This is a genomic window from Acidiphilium sp. C61 (assembly GCF_905116885.1).
Lineage (GTDB): Bacteria > Pseudomonadota > Alphaproteobacteria > Acetobacterales > Acetobacteraceae > Acidiphilium.
Genome location: NZ_CAJHNI010000005.1, coordinates 2,637,396 through 2,660,837 on the forward strand (window position 1 = coordinate 2,637,396; position 23,442 = coordinate 2,660,837).

Sequence of the window (23,442 nt, forward strand, 5' to 3'; positions counted from 1 at the left end):
ATGAGCACGAACCCGACACAAGGCTGGCTCGAAGCCCGCCTGCCGCTCTGCGCCGCCTATCGCCGCCACTGGAGCGAGGCGCTGGTCCCCACTGGCCTGCCGCTGTCCTGGTCGGTCGGCCCGCTGGTCGGCGTCGCCCTCGCGGTGCTGACGCTCTCCGGCATCTGGCTCGGCCTCGCCTACCAGCCGAGCCTGTCCGGTGCCGCGATCTCGATCGCGGACTACACCCGCAACGTCCCCTATGGCTGGCTGATCCGCGACCTGCACCGCGTCGGCACCACCATGCTGTTCGGCGTGCTCTTCATCGAGCTGTTCCGCGGCGCCTTCTACGGCACCTACCGCAACGGCCGCGAATTCGCCTGGATCGTCGAGATCCTCCGCCTCTTCGCCTGCATGGCGGTCGGCTTTCTCGGCTTCGCGATGACGGGCAGCCCCGCCGCCCATGGCGCGCTGCTGGCGATGGCCGCGCATCTCGCCGCCATCCCGCTGTTCGGCCACCTGGTCGGCCCGGCCTTTCTCGGCGGCGCTGTGCTCAATGCCGCCACCGCGCCGCGAGTCGCGATGGCGCATGAGGCGATCGGCTTTCTCGTCCTGCTGATCGCCACCCTGACCGTCATAGCCTCGCGCGCCGCCCCGCCCGCCCATCCGGATGGCATCGCCAGCCCCGATCCGCGGATGATGACGCCCCGCGCCGCCCAGGCAAGGCGCTACTTCACCGCCTTCCTGGTCTTCGCGCTGCTCTTCGCCGCGATCCTCGTCCTCGACCCCGGCCTCGGCACGCCGCGCACCCCGGTTCTGCCGGCAGCGCTGGCGATCCCGGTGCAGGTGACGCCGCCGTGGTACCTGCTGGTCTTCCACGGCTTCGCCCGCGTCGCCGGCTCGCCGGGCGGCGGCACGCTGCTCACCGTGGCCGCCTTCCTGCTGCTCGGCGCGCTGCCCTGGCTCGACCGCGGCGCGGTGGGAAGCTGCCGCCAGCGTCCGGTCTATGCCGGCTTCCTGGTCCTGCTCGCGGTCGATCTCGTGCTGCTCGGCATCGCCGCCGCCGCAACCGGCGGGCTCTGGACCACCGTCGCCGAACTCGCGACCACCTACGCCTTCGCCCATTTCCTCATCATCACGCCGCTGGTCACCATGCTGGAAACCCCGCGCGACACAGCGGCGTCCCATTCGCGGAGGACTGCCTGATGCGGCGCCTGCTCGCCCTCTGTCTCACCGCCGGCGCGCTGCTTGCCGCCGGCCCGGCACTGGCCAAGGGGCCCGGCTTCGGCTTCCTGTCGCCCCTCGGCAGCTATGACAACGCGACGCTGCAAGCCGGCTTCGCGGTCTACCGCGCCGATTGCGCGAGCTGCCACGGGCTCAGCCTCGTGCATTACCGCGATCTCGGCGGCATCGGCCTGTCCGAAAAGGATATCGCCGCCATCACCGCGCAGATCAGCCAGCCGGATGGCACCGGCGCCGACGGCAAGCCGCACATGGTCAAGGCGACGCCCTCCGCCGCCATGACCTGGTCCTATGCCGACGCTGCGGCCGCGAAAGCGGCCAATCACGGCGCCCTGCCGCCCGATCTCTCGCTGTTCGAGGCCGGCCGCCCCAACGGTGCGGCCTATGTCCAGGCGCTGCTGCTCGGCTACCGCGCCGCCCCGCCGAACCTCACGCTGCTGCCCGATCATCATTACAACATCGCCTTCCCCGGCGGGCAGATCGCGATGGCCCCGGCGCTGAAGCCCGGCTCGGTGACGCTGGCCGACGGCAAGCAGCTGGACGAGGCGCAGATGGCGCACGACGTCGCCGCCTTCCTCGCCTGGACCGCCGATCCCCATCGCGACGACCGCCGGATCGACGGCATTGCCGCCATCCTGTTCCTGCTGGTGCTGGGCCTGGTCGGCGCCGTCGCCCTCGGCCGGAGGCGCGCATGAGCCCGGCCGAACCCCGCCGCCCGGTCATCGGCGTCATCGGCGGCTCCGGCCTCTATGACATCGAGGGGATCGAGGACAAGCGCTGGGAGCGTGTCGCCACGCCCTGGGGCGAGGCGTCGGACGAGCTGATGTTCGGCACGCTCGAAGGCGTGTCGGTGGTGTTCCTGCCGCGCCACGGCCGCGGCCACAAGCTCTCGCCGACCGACCTGAATTACCGCGCGAATATCGACGCGCTGAAACGCGCCGGCGTGACCGACATCCTCTCGATGTCCGCCGTCGGCAGCCTGCGCGAGGATCTGCCGCCCGGCCATTTCGTCATCGTCGACCAGTTCATCGACCGCACCTTCGCCCGCGCGAAAAGCTTCTTCGGTGCCGGCTGCGTCGCCCATGTCTCGGTGGCCGAACCGGTCTGCGCCCGGCTGGGCGACGCGCTGGAACGCTCCGCCCGCGCGCTCGACCTGCCGGTGACCCGCGGCGGCACCTATCTCGCGATGGAAGGCCCGCAATTCTCGACGAAGGCGGAAAGCCATCTCTACCGCTCCTGGGGCTGCTCGGTGATCGGCATGACCAACATGCCCGAGGCCAAGCTCGCCCGCGAGGCCGAGCTTTGCTACGCGACCGTGGCGATGGTCACCGACTATGATTGCTGGCACGAGGATCACGAGGCGGTTACGGTCGAGCAGGTGGTCAAGGTGCTGCTCGGCAATGCCGACCGCGCCCGCGCCCTGGTCCGCGCCGTCGTCCCCGGCCTCGGCGCCGCCCGCCCCGCCTGCACCGCCGGCTGCGATCACGCGCTCGACCACGCGATCATCACCGCCCCCGCCGCGCGCGACCCCGACCTCGTCGCCAGGCTCGACGCCGTCGCCGGCCGCGTCCTCGGGTGACCCGCCCCGCGCGGGGGTAACCCGCGCGGAAACACCCCCCGCGCGGCGCGGCCTTTGCGCAGCACCGCATCCCGACCTATGTGTCGGCCAGCGCCGCCGGCCCGCCGCGCGGCCACGTCCCACGCCACCAGCGATGAAGGAACACCATCATGGCTCTGCAACTCGGCCAGATCGCGCCGGATTTCGAACAGGACAGCTCCGAGGGGCGCCTGAACTTCCACGACTATCTCGGCTCGTCCTGGGGCATCCTGTTCAGCCACCCGAAGGATTTCACCCCGGTCTGCACCACCGAGCTGGCCGAGGCCGCGCGCCTGATGCCGGAGTGGCGCAAGCGCAACGTCAAGCCCGTCGGCCTCTCGGTCGACACTGGCGAGAACCACAAGGGCTGGGCCGCCGATATCGAGGAAACCCAGGGCCAGAAGCTCAACTTCCCGGTCATCGCCGACCATGACCGCAAGGTCTCCACCCTCTACGACATGATCCACCCCGCGGCCGACCCCACCGTGACGGTCCGCTCGGTCTTCATCATCGACCCGCAGAAGAAGATCCGCCTGATCATGACCTACCCGCCGGCGACGGGCCGCAATTTCGCGGAAATCCTCCGCGTGATCGACGCCCTCCAGCTCACCGACGGCTACAAGGTCGCCACCCCGGTCAACTGGACCGACGGTCAGGACGTCATCATCGTCCCCTCCCTCTCCGACGACGAGGCGAAGCAGCGCTTCCCCGAGGGCTTCCGCACGCTCAAGCCCTATCTGCGGATGGTGAAGCAGCCGAAACTCCCCTCGGCGAGCTGAGTCCCTCGCTGTCATGAAAGCTTCATGCCACTGTCACAATGGTTGCATGATAGTCCGCTATCGCGAAACAGTGATTTCGCCGGAACGTCCCGCGGCCTGCAAGGGCCGCGGGCGCCGTTTTCAGGAACAGGTTCTCTCGAGATGCCCGATGCTACCGCAAAAGTGAAATCCGAGCCGGCGGAGGCGCTGGCCGAGCCGCGCGTCTCCATCCGCAACCTCAGTTTCTTCTACGGCGCGGCCCAGGCCCTGAAATCCGTCTCGATCGACTTCCCCGACCGTCAGACCACGGCGATGATCGGCCCCTCCGGCTGCGGCAAATCCACCCTGCTGCGCGTGGTCAACCGGATGTACGACCTTTATCCCGGCCAGCGCGCCGAGGGCGAGGTGATCCTCGATGGCGAGAACATCCTCGCCCCCAACACCGACATCAACCGCCTGCGCCGCCGCGTCGGCATGGTGTTCCAGAAACCCACCCCCTTCCCGAAATCCATCTACGAGAACATCGCCTTCGGCGTCCGCCTGCACGAGCGCCTCTCCCGCGGCGCGATGGACGAGCGGGTCGAATCCGCCCTGCACAAGGCCGCGCTCTGGAACGAGGTGAAGGACAAGCTGCACGCCTCCGCCAGCGCGCTCTCCGGCGGCCAGCAGCAGCGCCTGTGCATCGCCCGCAGCATCGCCGTCCGCCCGCAGGTTCTCCTGCTCGACGAGCCGACCTCCGCGCTCGACCCGATCTCGACGCTGCGGATCGAGGAGCTGATCGCCGAGCTGAAGCAGGATTTCACCATCGTCATCGTCACCCACAACATGCAGCAGGCCGGCCGCTGTGCGGATCGCGTCGCCTTCTTCTATCTCGGCGAACTCGTCGAGGTCGCTGACGCCACACAGATGTTCACCGCCCCGCGCGAGAAGCGCACGCAGGAATACATCACCGGCCGGTTCGGCTGAGGAGCAACGCCATGCCCGAAGACAGCAAGCACATCCTGAGCAGCTTCGAGGCCGATCTCGCCCGTCTGCGCGACATGATCGCGGCGATGGGCGGCCTGGTCGAGACCGAGCTGGACGACGCCATCACCGCCCTCCTGACCCATGACAGCGCGCTCGCCGCAAGCGTCGTCGAGATGGATGCGAAGGTCGATGCCGACGAACGCGCGATCGAGCAATTCGCCGTCCGCGTCCTCGCCCTCCGCCAGCCCGTCGCCGACGATCTCCGCCAGGTCGTCGCCGCGCTGAAGGTCACGACCGACATCGAGCGCATCGGCGACTATGCGGCGAACGTCGCCAAGCGCACCCTCGTGCTCAACCAGTCCGGCACCACCTGGCCGCTCGCCAGCCTCTCGCAGATGGCCCGCCTCGTGCAGGAAAGCCTCAAATCCACGATCGATGCGATCGGCGAGGCCGATCCGGTGAAGGCGATCTCGGTCTGGCGCGCCGACCAGATGATCGACGATCTCTACACCACCATCTTCCGCGAGCTGATCACCTACATGATGGAAGATCCGCGCAACATCACCGCCTGCACGCATCTTCTCTTCATCGCCAAGAACCTTGAGCGCATCGGCGACCACGCGACCAACATCGCCGAGCTGACCTATTACGCCGCCACCGGCCAGACCCTGCCCGAGGCCCGGCCCAAGGGCGATCTTTCGGCCAGCCCCGCGTCGGGCCCGGCCACCTGAGGAGAGACAATCCGATGAACGAGACGGCGAAGCCGTATGTGCTGGTGGTCGAGGACGAGGCCCCGCTGGTTACCCTGCTGCGCTACAATCTCGAAAAAGCCGGCTTCCGCGTCGATGAGGCCAATGACGGCGGCGAGGCGCTCGCCCGCATCGGCGAATCGACACCCGACCTCGTCCTGCTCGACTGGATGCTGCCCACCATGTCCGGCATCGAGGTCTGCCGTCAGCTCCGCCGCAAGCCCTCCACCCGCGATCTGCCGGTGATCATGATCACCGCCCGCGCCGAGGACCAGGACACCGTCCGCGGCCTCGAAACCGGTGCCGATGACTACATCACCAAGCCCTTCTCGCCCGAGGCGCTGATCGCCCGCATCCGCGCCCTGCTGCGCCGCACCGGCACCGTCCCGACCAAGTCGCCGCTGGTCTTCCACGATCTGGAGCTGGACCCCGCGACCCATCGCGTCACCCGTGGCGGCCGCCTGCTGCATCTCGGCCCCACCGAGTTCCGCCTGCTCGAATTCTTCATGCGCCACCCCCGCCGCGTCTTCTCGCGCGAGGACGTGCTGAACGCCGTCTGGGGGCGGGATATCCATGTCGAACCCCGCACGGTCGATGTGCATATCCGCCGCCTGCGCAAATCCATCAACAACGAGACCGATATCGATCTCGTCCGCACCGTCCGCGCCGCCGGCTACGCGCTGGATCTCGACCCCGTCGAGGCTTAGAGCATCATCCGATCAGATGGAATCATCTGATCGGATAAAGATGCTCTAATTATCAAAAAGATAGAGCACGACATCCGATCCGGATTGATCTGAACGTGCTCTAAAAGGCCTCGCCCTTTTCTCCTTGGGCCTGACCGGCCACCCCATCGCCCGCGTCCACCCTGAGCCCGGCCCGGCGCCCTTCCCGATCCCGCCGGATCGGATATGGTGCGCGGCTTTTCGATGCCCGGCCCCACCCCGACAGGACGCCCCGATGGACCACGCCAACGCCACCTTCCTCACCGCGGCCGATCTCACCCTCGCCGCCCTCGCCTTCGTCTCCGGCAGCGCCGACATCTTCGCCTTCCTGAAATTCCACGACGTCTTCACCTCGGCGATGACCGGCAACACCGCCCTGCTCGGTCTCGCCCTCGGCCAGGGTCATATCCTCGCCGCCCAGCGCTCGCTCGCCGCCTTGTTCGGCTTCTGCTGCGGCAGCATCGCCGGCACCATCGCCAACGAGGCCGCCGCCAACCGCAGCCGTGCCGGGCGCCTCTGCCTGCTGATCGGCGCCGAGGCCGTCTGCCTCACCGCGGTGCTGGTCCTCTGGGCCATCACCCGCCACCCGGTCTACGGCCCGCTGCTCTATGTGCTCATCCTCACCGGCGCCTTCGCCATGGGGCTGCAAAGCATCGCCGCGCGGGAAATCAACATCCCCGGCATCAACACCGTCGTCGTCACCAACACGCTGACCCTGGTGATGAGCGCGGTCGGCGCCGCGCTGCGCCGCTCGCTGCGGCAGGGCAGGGCGGATGTCTCGCCCTTCACCCCGGTCGTGCTGCGCCAGTCCGGCATGCTCGGCATCTATCTCGGCGGCGCCGCCCTGTCCGGCCTGCTCGCCGAGACCCTGCCCTCCCTCATCGCCATCCCGGCCCTCGCCGCCGTGCTCCTCGCCTTCGTCACCGCCAGAAGCTTCCGCGACAAGCCGCGCCAGAGCATCATCTGATCAGATGGACTCATCTGATCGGATAAAGATGCTCTGTTGATCGATATGATGGAGCATCATCTGATCAGATGGACTCATCTGATCGGATAAAGATGCTCTGTTGATCGGATAATGCTCCAGATCCTGCCGGTCACTCCCGGACCAGCCTGAAGAAATAGGGCTGTTCCATGCCCTTGAAGTCCATCCAGCCCATCACCCGGTCGTCGTCGATCCGGGCGAACACGTCGTTGATCGGCTTCGCGTCGTAGAGCATCGCCGCGTGCAGCCGGCCGCGGAACCGGATGGTGCGCAGCCGCGCCCGGTGCCGCCGTGTCGCGAGCAACGGCCCGGCCAGCGGAAACACCGCCCGCAGGATCGCGTCGCGGAACGGCATCGCCGTCGTCGCCCGGATCGCCAGCAGCGCCGGGTTGACGCAATAGAGTCCGCCGCCGAGGCCGCGATGCACCAGCGGATGCACCGCATCCGGCCCGTCGAAGATCTTGCCGTGCCAGCGCGTCGCCTCCAGCATCCCGTCCATCGCGTGCCCGGTGCGAATGCCCTCGCCCCGCCAGCGCCCGGTCATCATCTCCGCCGGCGCCGGCTCCAGCCGGTCGAACAGCGCCACCGCCGCCGCCGTGGTCATCGCCGCGCCCATGGTCGCATCCATCGTCGCGTCCATGCCCATGTCCGTCGTCCCGCCCATCCGCCGCCCTCCCGCGCCTAGAGCACTTTCCGATCCCGCTCGATCGGATACCGCCTTGTCCTGATGATAACCGGAGCATCATCAATCCGGTGAGAAATTTCCAGTCATCCGAAAAGCCCGCCGGACCTATCCGCGCCCTGCCACTCGCGCCTTGCCCACCCCGGCCCGTTTGTGGTTCAAACATCGACATGAGCGGTACTGACGATATTGCTGGCCTTGGCGCAGGCCTCGGCGCAGGCCTTGGCGCCGACCTCGGCGCTGACCTCGGCGCCGATCTCGCGGCCAGCCTTGCCGCCAGCCTCGCCGCCAGCCTCGCCGACCGTCTGGCCCGCATCCTCGCCGGGCTGACGGCGCTGGTCGCCGCGCGCGGCCTCGCCGCCGGCCTCGCCGGCCCGGTCATTGTCGGCATCGCCCGCCGCCTGTCCCGTCTCGGCGCCAGCTTCGCCGCCGCCGCCAGCAGGCCGGTTTCGCGCCGCGCCAAAGCGCCACTCCCGCCGGCAACCGGCCCGCGCGCGTCATCCTGCCCCCGCGCGGACGCGCCTGACAGTCCAGCGGATGCGCAATTCGTCTCCCGCGCGGACGCGCCTGACAGTTCCACCGCTCTCGCGCCTTTCTGGCACTGCATGCCGCCGCGCCGCTTCGCCTGGCTCATCCGCGTCCTGCCGCCCACCGCCGCGATCGGCGCGCAGATCCGCCATTTGCTCGACGATCCGGCGATGGTCGCGCTGATTGAAGCGCGCCCCGCCACCGGCCGCGCTCTGCGCCCGCTCTGCCACCTGCTCGGCCTCCGGCCACCGCCGCATCTGCGCCGCCCCGCGCGTCCGGGCCGTGCCCATGCTCATGCCCGTGCCCGAGCCCATGCCCGCGCCCCACGGAAAAACGCCGCGAGTCTCCCGCATCCCCCCGCCGCGCGAAGCCGCGCCCGCACACAAGCGCCGGTCTCGCCGCCCTTGCCCCCCTTGCCCCCCTTGCCCCCCTTGCCAGACTCGCCCTTCATCCTGCCGCCAGGCAACCGCACCTGCCCGATCAGCCCCGACCTCCTGCTCGACACCGGCTGACCCTCGCGCCGGATACGAAAAGGGCGGCAACGCGTCGCGTCACCGCCCTCCCGAAATCGCAATCACGATCAAGCCCGCACCCCACCGCCGCCAGCTTGGCTCCTGCGGCGGATGCGTGCGTCAGCCGCGCAGGATGGTGCGCCCGGCGAAGCGCGCCGCCGCCCCGAGTTCCGCCTCGATGCGGATCAGCTGGTTGTATTTCGCCACCCGGTCCGACCGCGCGAGCGACCCGGTCTTGATCTGCCCGGCATTGGTCGCCACCGCGATATCGGCGATGGTGGAATCCTCGGTCTCGCCCGAACGATGGCTGATCACCGCCGTCATCCCCGCCCGCTGCGCCAGCTCCACCGCTTCCAGCGTCTCGCTCAGCGTGCCGATCTGGTTCACCTTGATCAGGATCGAATTGGCCGATTTCGCCTCGATCCCGCGCCGCAGCCGCGTCGGGTTGGTGACGAACAGGTCATCGCCCACCACCTGCATCGTGCCGCCGAGCGTGCTTGTGTAGTGCGCCCAGCCCTCCCAGTCATCCTCGGCCAGCGGGTCCTCGACCGAGATGATCGGAAAGCGCTTCGCCAGGGCGGCGATATAGTCGGTCATCCCGCCGGCATCGAGCACCTTGCCCTCGCCTTCGAGATGATACTTGCCGTCCTTGTAGAATTCGGTCGCCGCGCAATCGAGCGCGAAGGCGATGTCCTCGCCGGCGCGATACCCGGCCGCCTCGACCGCGCGCGTCATGAAGCCGAGCGCCTCCTCGGCCGATTTCAGCCCCGGCGCGAACCCGCCCTCGTCACCGACATTGGTGTTGTGCCCGGCATCGTGGAGAATCTTCTTCAGCGCCTGGAACACTTCCGCGCCCATCCGCACCGCATCGGCGAGGCTCGCGGCCCCCACCGGCTGGATCATGAATTCCTGGATGTCGATCGGATTGTCCGCATGCTTGCCGCCATTGATGATGTTCATCATCGGCACCGGCAGGGTGCGGGCATAGACACCGCCGAGATAGCGATAGAGCGGCAGCCCGATCTCGTCCGCCGCCGCCTTGGCCACCGCGAGCGAGACGCCGAGAATGGCGTTCGCACCGAGGCGGGACTTGTTGGGCGTGCCGTCGAGATCGATCATGATCTCGTCGATGACGACCTGCTCGCTCGCATCCATCCCGCCGATCGCGTCGAAAATCTCGCGCTCGACCGCCGCGACCGCGCGCTGCACGCCCTTGCCGCCGAAGCGCGCCTTGTCGCCATCGCGCAGCTCGACGGCTTCATGCGCCCCGGTCGAGGCGCCGGAGGGAACGGCGGCGCGTCCCATCGCGCCCGAATCCAGGATCACATCGACCTCGACGGTCGGGTTCCCGCGGCTGTCGAGAATTTCCCGTGCGGTGATATCGGCGATGGCGCTCATCTGATCTCCCCTTTTGCAGTGCAAAAGGGAAATACGCGCATGGGCAGCGAGGCGCAATCAGCGCAGCAAAAACATCCCCTCGACCTCGACCGCCGCATCCAGCGGCAGCGAGGCGACCCCGATGGTCGAGCGCGCATGCCGCCCCGCCTCGCCGAAAATCTCGACCGCGAGGTCGGACGCCCCGTTCATCACCTTCGCGTGCTCGGTGAACGACGCCGTCGCCGCGATGAACCCGCCGAGCCGCACCACCCGGGCAACGGCATCGAGCCCACCCTCGACATGCGCGTCGAGCTGCGCGAGCAGGTTGATGAAACAGGCCCGCGCCGCCGCGGTGCCATCCTCGATCGAAACCTGGTCGCCGAGCTTGCCGCTCGCCGCGAGCGTCCCGCCCACGAGCGGCAATTGCCCGCTGACGATCGCCATCCCGCCGGCCACCACCACCGGCACGTAATTGGCCACGGCCTTCGCCGCTGGCGGAAGGGTGATGCCGGTCGCGGCGAGGCGGGCGCGAATGTCCATGGATCAGCTCACGAGTTTCAGGATGGGGCGTTGGCGCTTCGGCCGTGCGCTGCCGGTCTCCGGCAGGTCGAGCGGCAGCAGCGGGGCGGCGGCGTCGGCCCCGGCGGCCTCGTCGGCGAGGTCGAGTTCCACGAGGTCGGGGCGCTGTGAATAGGTCGCGGCGAGGTGGCGGAACACGTAGTCGAGCAGCGAGGTCGCCTGGCTGATCGCCGCATCCCCCTCCACCGCGCCGGACGGGGCGAAGCGGGTGAAGGCGAACTCGTCGACGAACTCGTCGAGCGGCACGCCATGCTGCAACCCGATGCTGACCGCGCCGGCGAAGGCCTCGGCCATGCCGCGCAGCGTCGCGGAATCCTTGGGCAGCGAAATCATGATCTCGCCCAGCCGGCCGTCGGGATATTCGCCGGTGCGCAGGAACAGCCGGTGCCCGCCCACCGAGACTTTCTGGGTGTAGCCGCCATGCCGCGCCGGCAGCTTGCCGCGCCCGGCCGTCCCGCGCGGCGCGGGGAGGGACGGCGCCTCGGGCAGGATGGCGCAGACCGGCGCGATCGCCTCGCGCATCGCCGCGATCCCGGCGGCATCGGTCACCCCGAACGGATCGGCACCCGCGAGCGTCGCGGCCAGCGCCGACTCGGCACTCCGGCCGGAGGCGGCCAGCCGCGCCCGCGCCCAGCGGGCGAGCCCGCCCTCGGAATCGAGGGCCGAGAGCGGGGCGGCGATCCCCACCGTCTCGACGCCCAGCAGCATTTCCACCGGCCCCGGCGGCAGCAGCCCGGTCAGGCTCCGATGCTGCCGCACCCCGCAGGCCAGCGCGCGCTCGCGCGCCGCGAGCAGCGCCTCGCGCAGGCCGGGCAGGGCGCAGCGCGACGGCACCGGCACCGCCGTGACCGGAACCCCCGGCGCGATCCCGCGCGCCAGCAAGCCGGCGGAGGCGATATCCGCATGGGCGGCCAGCAGCGCGCCGATCGTCACCGCGACGTCCCGCGCCGCGGCACTCGCATAGTCGATATCGAGCCGGGCCAGCAGCAGCGCGAGATCGGCCATGCCGAGTGCGAGCCGCTGCGCCGCCGGACGCGCCAGCGCCAGCGCCGTCACCGCGGCTTCGACCGCGGCACCGAACCCGGCGGCATCGAACCTGTCATCCTCGTCGAGAAAGCCCGGCAGGTTGAACACGAAACCGGGCACCGGCTCGGCCTGTCCGCGCCAGATGCCGGGGCTCGGCGCCGCGCGGCCGGAGGCAACCAGACCGTGCAGCATCCCGCCCAGCTCCGCGCCGCGGCCAAGCTCCGCCCCGCGGCCCAGCTCCACCGCCGCCGCCTCGATCGGCGCGATCCACGCCGCTGCCGCCTCGTCGGCGCCGATCAGCCCCGGTTCCGCCCGCAGCGCGACCAGCCCCGCCGCCGCCTGCACCGGCCAGCTCGCGGGGACGATCGCGGGCTCGGGCGAGGCGTCCGGATCGGCGCCGGCCATGAGCCGCTGCAGCCGGATGCCGCGCCAGATGCTGTGCTGCGGAGGACGGCGCTTGCCGGGGCGATCCTTGATCATGGGTCGAGCCTATCCCGTTCCAGCGCCGGTTTCCAGCGCGGCTTTTGCTTATATTGTGGATATCGCCGGGCGGTTGCACAAAATCTTGTGGATAACGGCCGTGCCATCCGACGGCCCCGGCGGATGGACCGCATCCCCCGACTGTTGTATAGCGCAGGACATGAAGGAAAACCGCGATATGGCGGGTGCCGCGGCGGCCCCGACGCTGGCCTCCCTCGGAGGGCTGCGGCGCCTGCTGGCCAATCCCGGCCTGACACTGCACACGCTGCGCCATGGCGCAGCGGTCGGGCAGGACAGTTTCGGCAACCGGTATTTCGAGGAACGCACGCCGACCCGCCCCGACGGCCGCAAGCGCCGCTGGGTGATCTATGCCGGCGGCGCGCGCGAGGCCTCGATGGTGCCGGCGGAATGGCACGCCTGGCTGCATTTCCTGACCGACGAGCCGCTCTCCGAAACCGCCCGCCGCCCCTGGCAGAAGCCGCACCAGCCCAACCAGACGGGCTCTGCCGGCGCCTATCGCCCGCGCGGGCACGAGTATCGCGGCGGCGAGCGGCGCGTGACCACGGGCGATTACGAATCCTGGACGCCGGAAGGCTGAGCCGCCGCGGCGGCGATCCCATGTTCCTGCTCAAGGCGGAAAAGGCGTGATGAACAAGCGGATTTCCGAAATCCTTGCCGGACTGGTCGTGATCCTCGCGGCCTGCGTCTTCCTGGCCTATGCCGCGTCGCGCACCCGCAGCGTCGGCGGCGGCGGCTATGACCTGACCGCCCGGTTCGGCAGCATTGGCCCGCTCGCGGTCGGCGCGCCGGTGAAGATCGCCGGGGTGACGATCGGCGAGGTGACGCGCACCGCGCTCGACCCGCAGACCTATGCCGCGATCGTGCGCTTCCGCATCCAGCCGGACATCAAAATTCCGAAGGACAGCAGTGCGGCGATCGAGAGCGCCTCGCTGCTCGGCGGCGACTATCTCTCGATCTCGCCCGGCGGATCGGAGACGATGCTGGCGTCGGGACAGGCGATCACCGCCACCCAGTCGGCCATCAATATCGAGTCGCTGCTCGGCAAGTTCGTTTTCAGCGCCGCCAATTTCGCCAGCTCCGCCAGCAAGGCGCAGGGCGGCGCGGCCGACGCGGCGGGCGGGAAATGAGGCGGCTGCGCGCCGAGGCCGTCGGGGCCTTCGCCGCCGCGTCTCTGGCCCTGCTGCCTGGGTCGGTCCTCGCGCGCTCTGGCCCGCCGGTCTCGGGCGCGCCGCTCCCACCGCCCGGATCTGCCATGCCTGAGGGCGCGTTGCCCGCGCCGAACCTGCCGAATGCGCCGGATCTCCCCGGCCTGACCAGCGGCCCGGTCATCGCGCCGCCGTCATCCGCCTCGCCGCAAGCCGCTACACCGCCCGCCGTGCCGGAACAGGTCAAGCCGGACTGGATGCCGAAGCAATCGGCGACGCTCGATGTGCTGTTCAAGGCGGATGGCGCGGTCAGCCGGGTGACCGCCGCGGTCGGCGACCGGCTGACCGAGGGAACGCTACGGATCAGGGTCGGCGCCTGCGTCGTCCGCCCGCCGGACATGCCGCCCGATGCCGCCGTCTATCTCAGCGTCCGGCATAACGCCTCCGGCCACATGCTGTTCCGCGGCTGGCTGATCCGCTCCGAACCGGGCGCCGCGGTGGTGGGCGATGCGGCGGTGACGTTCCGGCTGGTCGGCTGTTCCTGATCCCGCCGACCGTCCGCCGGACCATCATCGTTGCTCAAGTATGGATGAAGAATCGTTAACAAAATCGGCTGATGCCGATTGATGCGCGGCAGATTGCGGACGCAGGCCCCGCGGTGCGGCTGCCGCTTTGCGATTGGCATTCCCGGTGCGCCGGCGCGAAAAACTGTTTTCCTGCAATCGTTTCCGTGTCGCCCTGCGATCCCGGCCTGACACCGGATTGTCACGCTGTCATCAAGTCTGTGGTTTTATCGCAACACCGATGGGAAATGGCGGCGTTAACGAAAGGATACCCTCCTGAACCGGCCGCACCGGTGCTACATAACGGGCGACGAACGGTTATCCGTCGATGTTTCAAACACGCTCCGGCGCTCGAGGAGAGAAGATAATGAAATTGCGCACCACACTTATGGCGGCCACCTTCATCGCGGCCCCCGCCCTGCTTCCCGCCGCGGCGATGGCCCAGCCGGTGACCGGCCCCTATGTCAGCCTTGGCCTCGGCTACAACATCATGAGCAGCCGCACCGTGAAGAGCGGCCCGGCGGCCCTGACGGGTGCAGGCAAGACCAAGGCGCTGTTCCATAACGGCTTCACCGGTCAGGCTTCCGTTGGCTACGGCTTCGGCAACGGTTTCCGCGTCGAGCTCGAGGGCGACTATTTCAGCAACCAGGTCGCCAAGCTGCATGTCGGCACTGCGCAGTACACTGCCTCCGGCAAGGAGCAGAAATACGGCGTGATGGCGAACGCGCTGTATGATTTCGACATCGGCATGCCCTACGTCTATCCGTATGTCGGCGCCGGCGTCGGCTACCAGTTCCTCGAGTGGAACAATGCCGGCACCTCCGCCCTGCGGATCAACGGCACGCCCGGCACCTTCGCCTATCAGGCGATCGCCGGCCTGTCCTTCCCGATCCCGGCGGCCCCGGGGCTGTCCGCGACCGTCGAATACCGCTATCTCGGCACCACCAGCAGCGTGAGCTATCGCAGCACTGCCGGCAGCGTGAAGGTTGGCGACGAAGGCAACAACATGGTGATGGTCGGGCTCCGCTACGAGCTGTTCCCGCCGGCACCGCCGGCTCCGGCCGCGGCTCCCGCGCCGACCCCGGTCGCCGCTCCGGCTCCGGCTCCGGCTCGCACCTACCTCGTCTTCTTTGACTGGGACAAGGCGAACCTGACGCCGCGCGCGCAGCAGATCGTCTCCGAGGCCGCGAAGGCGTCGCAGACCACCAAGGTCACCCGCCTGAACGTCAACGGCTACACCGACACCTCGGGCGCCGCGGGCTACAATATGAAGCTGTCGCTCCGTCGCGCGAACAACGTCGCCGCCCAGCTGGTGGCCGACGGCGTGTCGAAGAACGACATCGTGATCAAGGGCTTTGGCGAGACGCACCTGCTGGTGCCGACCGGCCCGAACGTTCGCGAGCCGCAGAACCGCCGCGTGGAAATCATCCTCCACTAAGCGAAATCTGCATAAAAGTTCGGAACACCCCGGCAGCAATGCCGGGGTGTTTTCGTTAGAGCATCATCCGATCAGATGGAATCATCTGATCGGATAATGCTCTATTTATCAACAAGATAGAGCACTACATCCGATCCGGAAGGATCGGAAAGTGCTCTAGCACCAATGTCCGGCGTGACGACCGGCAGGCTGAAGGCCGCCCATGCAACGACGACGCCCCCCGCACAAGCGGAGCGCGTGGTCGGCGGAGAGATGATCAGGCGGTGAGGTTCAGGCGGTAAGGTTCAGGCGTGGAACAGCGCCGCGAGGCGCGCCCGGCGACTCGCGGTGATGCCGACGGTGGTCAGATAGGCATCCACCCCGCCCCATTCGCGATCGATCGCGGCGAAGGCGCTGTCGAGATAGGCCGGATCGGTGCGGCCGAGCGCATCCAGCGCACCGGGATCGACCGTGGTGCCCAGCCGCTTGTTGAGGCCGCGGGCGATGTATCGGGTTTCCTCGGCGATATCGATGCGCCGGCCGGTTTCCTCGTAATCGGCGAGGATCGCGTCGTGGCTGACATCGAGCGCCTTGAGCAGCAGCGCGGTGGCAACCCCGGTGCGGTCCTTGCCAACATGGCAGTGCAGCAGCACCGGCACGCCCCAGCCGCTGGCCATCGCCTCGCTGGCGGTGGCGAGGGTCGGCGAAAGCAGGCCGGGAAGGCTGGCATAGAGATCGAGCATCGCCCGCCGCGCGCCGGCGGCACCGGGCTCGCCGGCGAGCCGGTCGATCAGGTTCTGCATCCCGGCGCCGTGGTCGGTGCTGGCGGGCATCTCGATCGTCCGTGCCGGGGCGAGGGCGGGCCAGCGCGAGGCGAAGCGCTGCCGCTCGCCGCTGCTGCGCAGGTCGCAGACAAGGCGGATGCCGAGGGTTTCCACCTGCCGCAGATCCGCCGCATCGAGGCTGGAGAGCTGGCCGGAACGGTAGATCGTGCCCGCGCGCAGCGTTCCGCCGCCGGCGAGCGGCAGGGCGCCGACATCGCGGAAATTGGGCGCGTTCGCCAGCCTGGTCATGCGGCGGTCAGGGCGCTGGCGCGAAGCGCTCGATGCGGCGGAAGCTGCTGCTTTCCTCGATGCCGCAGGCCAGCACCACGCCCGGCTGGGTCGCCGGGTGCTGCCGGGCGAACATGGTGAGGGATGTCTGGTCGGGCGTTGCCAGAACCTTGCCGAAGAGCTGCGCGCTGGAGGCGCAGAACGCCGAACCCTGGTGGATTCCGGCGGTGGACTGCACATTGGCGAGGTTGGTCACGTAGTTGTCTTCGTAGTGGTGGAAGGCGCGGCCATGCCGGGCGCGGAAATAGGCGTCCATCACATGCTGCTCGCGCAGGATGTAGGGCTGGAAGCGGGTCATGAAGCGATCGTATTCGTCGCGCTGGCCGCAGGTGAGGGCCGAGACCATCAGCGTGCTCTTCAGGCCGATGACCTCCAGCGCCTCCTGGTTGGTCGGCGTGAGACAGGCAGAGGCCGGGCCGGCATAGGCCAGGGCAGCGGACAGGAACAGGGCAATCCGGCGCATGCGTACTCCGATCGGCAACGGAAAAGGCGGCCGCCGGAGCCGGCGACCGCCTCAAATTACGCCCGGAAGCGCCGGGAAGTAAAGAAATGTCAGGTAAAATTTGATGTCAGGCGGCGATTTCGCTGAACTGCAGCACCGGATGCACGTTGGTGAAATTGCCGATATCGCCCATCACCTCGGCGCCATGGGTCTCGACCGCCTTGCCGAACGCGGCGAGGCTCTCGAAATGCAGGGTGGTGATGACGGCATAGGGCGGGGCCGAGCCGTCCGGCCCGTTCGTGCCGTGCAGCACGGTGGCGCCCTTGAGGCCCATCGTGTTCCAGCGCTCGCCGACCAGCTTCATGTGCTTGTCGTGGTAATAGGCGGTGTCGAAGGTCGAGGTTTCGGTCTTCGGATAGAGAACGGTGATTGCGATCATGGAATATCCTCCCTGGGGAACAGTCTTGCTCGGGTGAAGGCGTGATGCAAGGGGGCGCGCGTTACACTCTGGCGACGCGCAGCGCGTTGGTCGTCCCGCTCTGGCCGAAGGGCACGCCGGCGACGACGACGATCTCCTCGCCCGGCTGGGCGAAACCCTCCTGCCGCGCGACCTTGGCCGAGAGTGCGACTGCCTCGGTCATCGAGCCGACATCCTGCGCGACCACGGCATGCACGCCCCAGACCGCGGCGAGGCGACGGGCGGTGATGGTGCTGGGCGTAAGCCCGATCACCGGGCAGTCCGGCCGCTCGCGAGCCACCCGCAACGCGCTGGCGCCGGAACTGGTGAAGGCGACGATGGCGCGCGCGCCGATCGTGTGCGCGACCTGCTCGGCGGCGCGGGCGATGGCGTCGGCCGAATGGGGTTCGGGGTCCGGCCGCTTGGCGTCGATCGTCCGCCGCCAGTCATCGTCGCGCTCCACCCGGGCGACGATGCGGTCCATCATGTTGACCGCCTCGCGCGGATACTGGCCGGCGGCGCTCTCGGCCGAGAGCATCACCGCATCGGCGCCGTCGAACACCGCCGTCGCGACGTCCGACGCCTCGGCGCGGGTGGGGGCGGGGGCGGAGATCATGCTCTCCAGCATCTGGGTCGCGACCACCACCGGCAGGCCGCGCTGCTGGGCGGCGCGGATGATGCGCTTCTGCACGATCGGCACTTCCTCGGGCGGCAGTTCGACGCCGAGATCGCCGCGCGCGACCATGACGGCATCGGTCGCGTCCATGATCTCGTCGAGATTGTCGAGCGCCTGGGGCTTTTCCATCTTGGTCATCACCAGGGCGCGGCCGGCGGCGATCTCCTTCGCCTCCAGCACGTCGGCGGCGCGCTGGACGAAGGACAGGCCGATATAGTCGATGCCGTGTTCGAGCGCGAAAGCGAGGTCGGCGCGGTCCTTCTTCGTCAGCGCCGGGATCGGCAGCACCACGTCGGGCACGTTGACGCCCTTGCGGTCGGAGAGCGGGCCGCCGGTGACGACCTCGGTGAGCAGCTGGTCCTCGCGCTTGCGCAGCACCCGCAGGCGGAGCTTGCCGTCATCGAGCAGCAAGGTGGCGCCGATGCTGGCGGCCGCGATGATCTCGGGATGCGGCAGGTTGACGCGGCGGGTATCGCCGGGGGCGGGGTTGAGGTCGAGCTGGAATTCGGCACCGGCCTGCAGCTGCACGCGCCCGCCGCGGAACTGGCCGACCCGCAGCTTCGGCCCCTGCACGTCGGCGAGGATGCCGATCGGGCGGTCGAACTTCCGCTCCAGCGCGCGGATCAGCTGCAGCCGCGCCAGGTGGTCCTCATGCGTGCCGTGGCTGAAATTGAGCCGGAACACGTCCGCACCGGTCTCGAAGAGCTGGGCGAGCATTTCCGGCGTCGAACTCGCCGGTCCGATGGTCGCAACGATCTTCGTGCGCCGATGGCGCCGCAGCCTGGATGCCATGATGACCCCCTTTTTGATCTGTCTTCCTGCCAAGTCCCCGGTGTCCGGGTTGTCGTGTCGCGCCGTCTCCGGCGTCGTGTTACACGTCTCTATGGCAAACAAGCGCGGCGATGACCACCTGCCGCGCGCGGAAGGAGATCTTTTCCATGAACGACGACCGATTCGACGACGCCACCCGCACCGAGCTGGAAGCCGCGGCCTTCCGCCGGCTGGTCGCGCATCTGCGCGAGCGGACGGATGTGCAGAATATCGACATGATGAACCTCGCCGGCTTCTGCCGGAACTGTCTCTCGCGCTGGTATCGCGAGGCGGCGGAGGCGCGCGGGCTGGAGCTGAGCGATCCGGATGCGCGCGAAATCGTGTACGGCATGCCTTACAAGGAGTGGCAGGCGCGCCACCAGACCCCGGCCAGCGACGCGCAGAAGGCGGCCTTCGCCGCTTCGAGCCGGCAGGACCATTGACCGGCGCGGGCGCGCGCTCTATCCCGCGCGTCCGACCGACCCGACGGAGGAAGACAGATGGCGTTCGATGCGGCAGAAACCCAGGAAGACAATGCGAGCCACGGCAACATCGCGGCCGACCGGCTGCGCAGCATCGTCGAGCGCATCGAGCGGCTCGAGGAGGAGCGCAAAGCGCTCGGCTCGGACATCAAGGACATCTATGCCGAGGCGAAATCGGCGGGGTTCGACGTCAAGGTGCTGCGCCAGCTGATCCGGCTGCGCAAGCAGGAGCCGGCCGAGGTCGAGGAGCAGGAAATGCTGATCGACGTCTATCGCCGCGCGCTCGGCATGTGAGTGACCCGGGCGGCGTTCAGCCGCCCGGCTAGTTGAAGACCTGCGCGGCGTTCAGCCGCCCGGCTAGTTGAAGACCTGCGCGGCGTTCAGCCGCCCGGCTAGTTGAAGACCTGCGCGGCGTTCAGCCGCCCGGCTAGTTGAAGACCTGCGCGGCGTTCAGCCGCCCGGCTAGTTGAAGACCTGCGCGGCGTTCAGCCGCCCGGCTAGTTGAAGACCTGCGCGGCGTTCAGCCGCCCGGCTAGTTGAAGACCTGGGCGGCGTGTAGCCGCCCGCTCAGCCCCGGCGCAGCAGGGTCGCGGCCTCGACGGCGAAATAGGTCAGCACCCCGGCGGCGCCGGCGCGGCGGAAGCCCATCAGGGTTTCGAGAATGCCGCGTTCGCGGTCGAGCAGCCCGTGCTCCATCGCGGTGGCGAGCATCGCGTATTCGCCGCTCACCTGATAGGCGAAAGTCGGCACCGCGAAGCGCTCGTGGACGCGGCGGATGATGTCGAGATAGGGCATGCCCGGCTTGACCATCACCATGTCGGCGCCTTCGTCGATGTCCATCGCCACCTCGCGCAGCGCCTCGTCGGTATTGGCGGGGTTCATCTGGTAGGTCTTCTTGTCGCCCTTCAGCGCCGCGTTGGAGCCGAGCGCCTCGCGGAACGGGCCGTAGAAGGCGGAGGCGTATTTGGCGGCGTAGCTCATGATCCGTGTGTCGATCAGCCCCTCGGAATCGAGGGCGGCGCGGATGCTGCCGATCCGCCCGTCCATCATGTCCGACGGCGCGATCACGTCGATCCCGGCGAGCGCCTGGTTCACCGCCTGGCGTTCGAGGATCTCGACCGATTCGTCATTGGCGACATAGCCCTCGCGCAGCACGCCGTCATGCCCGTGATCGGTATAGGGATCGAGCGCCACATCGCCGATCAGGCCGAGTTCGGGGAATTCGCGCTTGAGCAGCCGGGCGGCCTGGCACATCAGGTTGTCCGGGTTCAGCGCCTCGGTGCCCTCGGGGTTCTTGAGTTCCGGCGGGGTCGCGGGAAACAGGGCGATGGCCGGAATGCCGAGCCTTGCTGCCGGCTCGACATGGGCGGCGAGGCGGTCGAGCCCCACCCGCACGACGCCCGGCATGGTCGCCACCGGGGTCGGCTCGCCATCGCCGGCGCGGACGAAAATCGGCCAGATCAGGTTGTCGACCGACAGCGTGGTCTCGGCGACCATGCGCCGCGTCCAGCCATCGCGGCGGTTGCGGCGCAGGCGGGTGGTCGGAAAGCTGCCGGTGATCATCGCTGCTCCTCGTGCGCGTTACATGATTAACGAATTGCGCATGGGCGGGGCCGACGCAAGAGGTGCCCGCCGCGCGCCGCCTATGCGTTGCCGCCCTCGATCGCGGCGATGACCGCCGCCGTCACTGCGGCCGTGGTGGCGGTGCCGCCGAGATCGCGGGTGCGGATGCCGGCCTCGGTCACCCGCTCCACCGCCGCCATCAGACGCCGCGCCGCATCCGCCTCGCCGAGATGCTCCAGCATCTGCGCCGCCGTCCAGAACGCGCCGACCGGATTGGCGATGCCCTTGCCGGTGATGTCGAAGGCGGAGCCGTGGATCGGCTCGAACATCGAGGGGTAGGTCCGCTCCGGGTTGAGGTTCGCCGTCGGCGCGATGCCGATCGAGCCGGCGAGAGCGGCGGCGAGGTCGGAGAGGATGTCAGCGTGCAGGTTGGTCGCGACCACCGTGTCGATGCTCGCCGGATCGTGGACCATGCGCACCGTCATCGCATCGACCAGCATCCGGTCCCACGTCACCGTGGGGAAGTCGCGCGCGGTGGCGGCGGCGACCTCGTCCCACAGCACCATGCCGTGGCGCTGCGCGTTCGACTTGGTGACGACGGTGAGGTGCCGGCGCGGGCGCGATGCGGCGAGGGCGAAGGCGAAGCGCATGATCCGCGCGACCCCGGCGCGGGTGAAGATCGCGACCTCGGTCGCGACCTCCTCGGCGTGGCCGCGATGCGAGCGGCCGCCCTGGCCGGCATATTCGCCCTCGCTGTTCTCGCGCACGATCACCCAGTCGAGATCCGCCGGGGCGCAGTGGCGCAGCGGCGAGGCGAGGCCGCGCAGCACCCGGGTCGGGCGGACATTGGCATATTGGTCGAACCCCTGGCAGATCGCGAGGCGCAGGCCCCAGAGGGTGACATGGTCGGGGATGTCCGGCGCGCCGACGGCGCCGAAATAAAGCGCGTCGAACGTTTTCAGCCGCTCCAGCGCGCCATCCGGCATCATCACGCCGTGGCGGCGGTAATGCGCCGAGCCGTAATCGAAGCTGGTGACGTCGAGCGCGAAGCCGCCATCGCGGCGGGCGAGGGCGGCGAGCACGTCGAGCCCGGCGCCGATCACCTCGGGGCCGATGCCATCGCCGGGGATGGCGGCGATCCGGTGGGTCTTCATGGCGCGGGCTCCTGTGCTGCGATCGGGGCATCCAGCGCCATCTTGCCCGACGGGCGGGCGCGGCGCATCGTCGATCCCGGTACCATGACTCGCGCCGGGGCAAAACCGGCTTCACCGGAGGACGCGGCAGGCAATGGTGACGACGCTGACCCATACCGGCTTCGCCGCCTGGCTCATCATCGTCGGGCTCGGCTTCTTCTTCGGCCTCGCCTACGAGGATTTCAACGCCCGCGCCGGCAGCCGCAGGCCCGGCGGGGTGCGCAGCTTCCCGCTGCTCGCCCTTGCCGGCGGCGTGCTCTACGCGCTCGATCCCGCGCCGCCGCTGCTGCTCGGCACCGGGCTCGCCGTGCTCGGTCTCTGGCTCGGCCTCTATTACTGGCGCGGGATGGAGGAGCTTGCGCCGGACGGGTCGCGCAATGTCGGGCTGATGGCGCCGCTGTCCAACCTGGTCGCCTTCCTGATCGGCCCGCTGGCGCTGGCCGGGCCGTTCTGGATGGCGGTGGGGCTCACCGTCGCGGCGACGCTGCTGCTGACGGCGCGCGAGACGCTGCACGGCCTCGCGCGCGGGATCGACCTCGCCGAGATCGTCAATGCCGGGCGGTTCTTGCTGATCACCGGCCTCGTGCTGCCGCTGCTGCCGGACCGGCCGGTGACGACGATCACCCGCGTCACCCCGCACGAGGCGTGGCTGGCGATGGTCGCGGTCTCGTCGATCTCATATGCGAGCTACCTGCTGCGCCGCTACGTGGTGCCGCGCGGCTCGGGGCTGCTGGTCGCCTTTCTCGGCGGCATCTATTCCTCGACCGTGACCACCGTGGTGCTCGCCCGCCGCGCCGGCGCCGAGGCGGGGGCGGTGGTCGAGGCGCAGAGCGGCATCGTGGTGGCGAACGCGGTGATGTATCCGCGGCTGCTCGCGGTGATCCTGCTGTTCAACCCGGACATGGCGCTGGCGCTGGCGCCGTGGATGCTCGCGGTCGGCGCCTTTGGCGGGCTGATCGCGCTCGGCTGGTACCGGCTGCGCGACCGCAAGACGGCCGTCCCGCCGATCGCCAATGTCTCCAACCCGCTCGGCCTCGGCACCGCGGCGACGTTCGGGGTGCTGTTCGTCATCGTCTCGATCCTCGCCTCGGTGACGATGCGGATCTATGGCAGTTCCGGGCTTTACACCCTGGCCGGCATCGTCGGCGTGACCGATATCAACCCCTTCATCATCAGCCTCGCGACGCATGGCGCAGGCGCCGCGCCGGACCCGGTGGAGATGGCCGCTGTGCTGATCGCCACCGGCTCGAACCATATCTTCCACGCGATCTATGCCAGCGTCTATTCGCGGGGTGCGACTGGCGCGCCGCTGGTCGTGTTCATGGCGCTGATGGCGGCGGCGAGCCTCGGCGCGGCAATTCTGGTGCATTGACCCC

General features: G+C 69.0%; 26 protein-coding genes. 16 read left to right on the forward strand and 10 right to left on the reverse strand.

The genetic code is table 11. From position 1 onward, the window contains the following. The 8 genes from HUW10_RS15215 (at position 1) to HUW10_RS15250 (ending at position 6,983) form a co-directional block, all read left to right on the forward strand. Positions 1–1,185 carry a cytochrome b N-terminal domain-containing protein gene (locus HUW10_RS15215; RefSeq protein WP_174504256.1) on the forward strand — a complete coding sequence of 395 codons (1,185 nt, stop codon included), beginning with the start codon at positions 1–3 and terminating at the stop codon, positions 1,183–1,185. Next, positions 1,185–1,916 (forward strand): cytochrome c1, encoded by a 732-nt coding sequence (locus tag HUW10_RS15220; protein WP_174504257.1) that lies wholly within the window; start codon positions 1,185–1,187, stop codon positions 1,914–1,916. Before HUW10_RS15215 ends, HUW10_RS15220 begins: the two co-directional genes overlap by 1 nt. Then, positions 1,913–2,800, forward strand: a complete 888-nt coding sequence (locus tag HUW10_RS15225; protein WP_174504258.1) for an S-methyl-5'-thioadenosine phosphorylase — start codon at positions 1,913–1,915, stop codon at positions 2,798–2,800. Before HUW10_RS15220 ends, HUW10_RS15225 begins: the two co-directional genes overlap by 4 nt. Before the next feature lie 149 nt (positions 2,801–2,949). After that, positions 2,950–3,597: a peroxiredoxin gene (locus HUW10_RS15230; RefSeq protein ID WP_174504259.1), complete on the forward strand. Its 648-nt coding sequence runs from the start codon at positions 2,950–2,952 to the stop codon at positions 3,595–3,597. Positions 3,598–3,738: 141 nt separating this feature from the next. Continuing rightward, positions 3,739–4,542: a phosphate ABC transporter ATP-binding protein PstB gene (pstB, locus tag HUW10_RS15235; protein ID WP_174504260.1), complete on the forward strand. Its 804-nt coding sequence runs from the start codon at positions 3,739–3,741 to the stop codon at positions 4,540–4,542. An 11-nt stretch (positions 4,543–4,553) separates the two neighbouring features. Further along, positions 4,554–5,273: a phosphate signaling complex protein PhoU gene (phoU, locus tag HUW10_RS15240; RefSeq protein WP_174504261.1), complete on the forward strand. Its 720-nt coding sequence runs from the start codon at positions 4,554–4,556 to the stop codon at positions 5,271–5,273. A 14-nt stretch (positions 5,274–5,287) separates the two neighbouring features. Beyond that, positions 5,288–5,998 carry a phosphate regulon transcriptional regulator PhoB gene (phoB, locus tag HUW10_RS15245; protein WP_174504262.1) on the forward strand — a complete coding sequence of 237 codons (711 nt, stop codon included), beginning with the start codon at positions 5,288–5,290 and terminating at the stop codon, positions 5,996–5,998. A gap of 253 nt (positions 5,999–6,251) precedes the next feature. Beyond that, on the forward strand, positions 6,252–6,983 hold the full coding sequence (locus tag HUW10_RS15250) for a YoaK family protein (protein WP_174504263.1): 732 nt from the start codon (positions 6,252–6,254) through the stop codon (positions 6,981–6,983). 130 nt (positions 6,984–7,113) lie between these two features. On the opposite strand, the gene HUW10_RS15255 is transcribed toward HUW10_RS15250, so the two are convergent. Then, on the reverse strand, positions 7,114–7,665 hold the full coding sequence (locus HUW10_RS15255; protein WP_201712629.1) for a DUF4334 domain-containing protein: 552 nt from the start codon (positions 7,663–7,665) through the stop codon (positions 7,114–7,116). 188 nt (positions 7,666–7,853) lie between these two features. On the opposite strand from HUW10_RS15255, the gene HUW10_RS15260 reads away from it, so the two are divergent. Continuing rightward, entirely contained in the window at positions 7,854–8,723 is an 870-nt protein-coding gene (locus HUW10_RS15260) for a hypothetical protein (protein ID WP_236656433.1), read from the forward strand. Between the two features lie 120 nt (positions 8,724–8,843). Here the strand turns inward: HUW10_RS15260 and eno are convergent, their stop codons facing one another. The 3 genes from eno to HUW10_RS15275 are packed head-to-tail and all read right to left on the reverse strand — an operon-like array spanning position 8,844 to position 12,185. Next, complete coding sequence (gene eno, locus HUW10_RS15265; RefSeq protein WP_174504264.1) at positions 8,844–10,121, reverse strand: phosphopyruvate hydratase; 1,278 nt, start codon at positions 10,119–10,121, stop codon at positions 8,844–8,846. Positions 10,122–10,178: 57 nt separating this feature from the next. Further along, positions 10,179–10,640 carry a RidA family protein gene (locus HUW10_RS15270; protein ID WP_174504265.1) on the reverse strand — a complete coding sequence of 154 codons (462 nt, stop codon included), beginning with the start codon at positions 10,638–10,640 and terminating at the stop codon, positions 10,179–10,181. Positions 10,641–10,643: 3 nt separating this feature from the next. Then, positions 10,644–12,185, reverse strand: coding sequence for a TSCPD domain-containing protein (locus tag HUW10_RS15275; RefSeq protein WP_174504266.1), 1,542 nt, complete (start codon positions 12,183–12,185; stop codon positions 10,644–10,646). Between the two features lie 160 nt (positions 12,186–12,345). Between HUW10_RS15275 and HUW10_RS15280 the strand changes: the two genes are divergently transcribed. From HUW10_RS15280 to HUW10_RS15295, 4 genes are all read left to right on the forward strand, one after another. Continuing rightward, positions 12,346–12,783, forward strand: a complete 438-nt coding sequence (locus tag HUW10_RS15280) for an NADH:ubiquinone oxidoreductase subunit NDUFA12 (RefSeq protein WP_371808638.1) — start codon at positions 12,346–12,348, stop codon at positions 12,781–12,783. Positions 12,784–12,832: 49 nt separating this feature from the next. Continuing rightward, complete coding sequence (mlaD, locus tag HUW10_RS15285; RefSeq protein ID WP_174504918.1) at positions 12,833–13,333, forward strand: outer membrane lipid asymmetry maintenance protein MlaD; 501 nt, start codon at positions 12,833–12,835, stop codon at positions 13,331–13,333. Then, positions 13,330–13,896 carry a DUF2155 domain-containing protein gene (locus tag HUW10_RS15290; RefSeq protein WP_174504267.1) on the forward strand — a complete coding sequence of 189 codons (567 nt, stop codon included), beginning with the start codon at positions 13,330–13,332 and terminating at the stop codon, positions 13,894–13,896. Before mlaD ends, HUW10_RS15290 begins: the two co-directional genes overlap by 4 nt. A gap of 385 nt (positions 13,897–14,281) precedes the next feature. Next, a complete protein-coding gene (locus tag HUW10_RS15295) occupies positions 14,282–15,352 on the forward strand; it encodes an OmpA family protein (protein WP_174504268.1) in 1,071 nt (356 codons plus the stop codon). Positions 15,353–15,636: 284 nt separating this feature from the next. Here HUW10_RS15295 and HUW10_RS15300 read toward each other — a convergent pair whose 3' ends face one another. From HUW10_RS15300 to pyk, 4 genes are all read right to left on the reverse strand, one after another. Further along, positions 15,637–16,404 (reverse strand): tyrosine-protein phosphatase, encoded by a 768-nt coding sequence (locus tag HUW10_RS15300; RefSeq protein ID WP_174504269.1) that lies wholly within the window; start codon positions 16,402–16,404, stop codon positions 15,637–15,639. Positions 16,405–16,411: 7 nt separating this feature from the next. After that, on the reverse strand, positions 16,412–16,906 hold the full coding sequence (locus tag HUW10_RS15305; RefSeq protein WP_174504270.1) for a hypothetical protein: 495 nt from the start codon (positions 16,904–16,906) through the stop codon (positions 16,412–16,414). Positions 16,907–17,012: 106 nt separating this feature from the next. After that, complete coding sequence (locus tag HUW10_RS15310) at positions 17,013–17,324, reverse strand: EthD family reductase (protein ID WP_174504271.1); 312 nt, start codon at positions 17,322–17,324, stop codon at positions 17,013–17,015. A 61-nt stretch (positions 17,325–17,385) separates the two neighbouring features. Beyond that, a complete protein-coding gene (gene pyk / locus HUW10_RS15315; protein ID WP_174504272.1) occupies positions 17,386–18,810 on the reverse strand; it encodes a pyruvate kinase in 1,425 nt (474 codons plus the stop codon). A gap of 146 nt (positions 18,811–18,956) precedes the next feature. On the opposite strand from pyk, the gene HUW10_RS15320 reads away from it, so the two are divergent. Then, positions 18,957–19,271: a DUF1244 domain-containing protein gene (locus HUW10_RS15320; protein WP_174504273.1), complete on the forward strand. Its 315-nt coding sequence runs from the start codon at positions 18,957–18,959 to the stop codon at positions 19,269–19,271. Positions 19,272–19,328: 57 nt separating this feature from the next. Further along, on the forward strand, positions 19,329–19,604 hold the full coding sequence (locus HUW10_RS15325; RefSeq protein ID WP_007422238.1) for a DUF2312 domain-containing protein: 276 nt from the start codon (positions 19,329–19,331) through the stop codon (positions 19,602–19,604). 273 nt (positions 19,605–19,877) lie between these two features. Here the strand turns inward: HUW10_RS15325 and hemB are convergent, their stop codons facing one another. Both hemB and HUW10_RS15335 read right to left on the reverse strand, forming a co-directional pair. Continuing rightward, positions 19,878–20,873, reverse strand: coding sequence for a porphobilinogen synthase (gene hemB, locus HUW10_RS15330; RefSeq protein WP_174504274.1), 996 nt, complete (start codon positions 20,871–20,873; stop codon positions 19,878–19,880). A gap of 80 nt (positions 20,874–20,953) precedes the next feature. After that, positions 20,954–22,027 carry a tartrate dehydrogenase gene (locus HUW10_RS15335; RefSeq protein WP_174504275.1) on the reverse strand — a complete coding sequence of 358 codons (1,074 nt, stop codon included), beginning with the start codon at positions 22,025–22,027 and terminating at the stop codon, positions 20,954–20,956. A 133-nt stretch (positions 22,028–22,160) separates the two neighbouring features. Between HUW10_RS15335 and HUW10_RS15340 the strand changes: the two genes are divergently transcribed. Continuing rightward, entirely contained in the window at positions 22,161–23,438 is a 1,278-nt protein-coding gene (locus tag HUW10_RS15340; RefSeq protein WP_174504276.1) for a DUF4010 domain-containing protein, read from the forward strand. The last annotated feature ends 4 nt before the right edge of the window (positions 23,439–23,442 follow it).

Excerpts from the sequence above, each read along its gene's own strand:
- HUW10_RS15305 (WP_174504270.1), bottom strand. The coding sequence starts at position 16,906 with ATGCGCCGGATTGCCCTGTTCCTGTCCGCTGCCCTGGCCTATGCCGGC.
- HUW10_RS15310 (WP_174504271.1), bottom strand. The coding sequence starts at position 17,324 with ATGATCGCAATCACCGTTCTCTATCCGAAGACCGAAACCTCGACCTTC.
- HUW10_RS15230 (WP_174504259.1), top strand. The coding sequence starts at position 2,950 with ATGGCTCTGCAACTCGGCCAGATCGCGCCGGATTTCGAACAGGACAGC.
- HUW10_RS15320 (WP_174504273.1), top strand. The coding sequence starts at position 18,957 with ATGAACGACGACCGATTCGACGACGCCACCCGCACCGAGCTGGAAGCC.
- mlaD (WP_174504918.1), top strand. The coding sequence starts at position 12,833 with ATGAACAAGCGGATTTCCGAAATCCTTGCCGGACTGGTCGTGATCCTC.
- pstB (WP_174504260.1), top strand. The coding sequence starts at position 3,739 with ATGCCCGATGCTACCGCAAAAGTGAAATCCGAGCCGGCGGAGGCGCTG.
- pyk (WP_174504272.1), bottom strand. The coding sequence starts at position 18,810 with ATGGCATCCAGGCTGCGGCGCCATCGGCGCACGAAGATCGTTGCGACC.
- HUW10_RS15335 (WP_174504275.1), bottom strand. The coding sequence starts at position 22,027 with ATGAAGACCCACCGGATCGCCGCCATCCCCGGCGATGGCATCGGCCCC.
- HUW10_RS15300 (WP_174504269.1), bottom strand. The coding sequence starts at position 16,404 with ATGACCAGGCTGGCGAACGCGCCCAATTTCCGCGATGTCGGCGCCCTG.
- HUW10_RS15250 (WP_174504263.1), top strand. The coding sequence starts at position 6,252 with ATGGACCACGCCAACGCCACCTTCCTCACCGCGGCCGATCTCACCCTC.
- HUW10_RS15255 (WP_201712629.1), bottom strand. The coding sequence starts at position 7,665 with ATGGGCGGGACGACGGACATGGGCATGGACGCGACGATGGATGCGACC.
- HUW10_RS15280 (WP_371808638.1), top strand. The coding sequence starts at position 12,346 with ATGAAGGAAAACCGCGATATGGCGGGTGCCGCGGCGGCCCCGACGCTG.
- HUW10_RS15270 (WP_174504265.1), bottom strand. The coding sequence starts at position 10,640 with ATGGACATTCGCGCCCGCCTCGCCGCGACCGGCATCACCCTTCCGCCA.
- HUW10_RS15220 (WP_174504257.1), top strand. The coding sequence starts at position 1,185 with ATGCGGCGCCTGCTCGCCCTCTGTCTCACCGCCGGCGCGCTGCTTGCC.
- phoU (WP_174504261.1), top strand. The coding sequence starts at position 4,554 with ATGCCCGAAGACAGCAAGCACATCCTGAGCAGCTTCGAGGCCGATCTC.
- eno (WP_174504264.1), bottom strand. The coding sequence starts at position 10,121 with ATGAGCGCCATCGCCGATATCACCGCACGGGAAATTCTCGACAGCCGC.
- HUW10_RS15215 (WP_174504256.1), top strand. The coding sequence starts at position 1 with ATGAGCACGAACCCGACACAAGGCTGGCTCGAAGCCCGCCTGCCGCTC.
- HUW10_RS15325 (WP_007422238.1), top strand. The coding sequence starts at position 19,329 with ATGGCGTTCGATGCGGCAGAAACCCAGGAAGACAATGCGAGCCACGGC.
- HUW10_RS15340 (WP_174504276.1), top strand. The coding sequence starts at position 22,161 with ATGGTGACGACGCTGACCCATACCGGCTTCGCCGCCTGGCTCATCATC.
- HUW10_RS15260 (WP_236656433.1), top strand. The coding sequence starts at position 7,854 with ATGAGCGGTACTGACGATATTGCTGGCCTTGGCGCAGGCCTCGGCGCA.
- phoB (WP_174504262.1), top strand. The coding sequence starts at position 5,288 with ATGAACGAGACGGCGAAGCCGTATGTGCTGGTGGTCGAGGACGAGGCC.
- hemB (WP_174504274.1), bottom strand. The coding sequence starts at position 20,873 with ATGATCACCGGCAGCTTTCCGACCACCCGCCTGCGCCGCAACCGCCGC.
- HUW10_RS15290 (WP_174504267.1), top strand. The coding sequence starts at position 13,330 with ATGAGGCGGCTGCGCGCCGAGGCCGTCGGGGCCTTCGCCGCCGCGTCT.
- HUW10_RS15295 (WP_174504268.1), top strand. The coding sequence starts at position 14,282 with ATGAAATTGCGCACCACACTTATGGCGGCCACCTTCATCGCGGCCCCC.
- HUW10_RS15225 (WP_174504258.1), top strand. The coding sequence starts at position 1,913 with ATGAGCCCGGCCGAACCCCGCCGCCCGGTCATCGGCGTCATCGGCGGC.
- HUW10_RS15275 (WP_174504266.1), bottom strand. The coding sequence starts at position 12,185 with ATGATCAAGGATCGCCCCGGCAAGCGCCGTCCTCCGCAGCACAGCATC.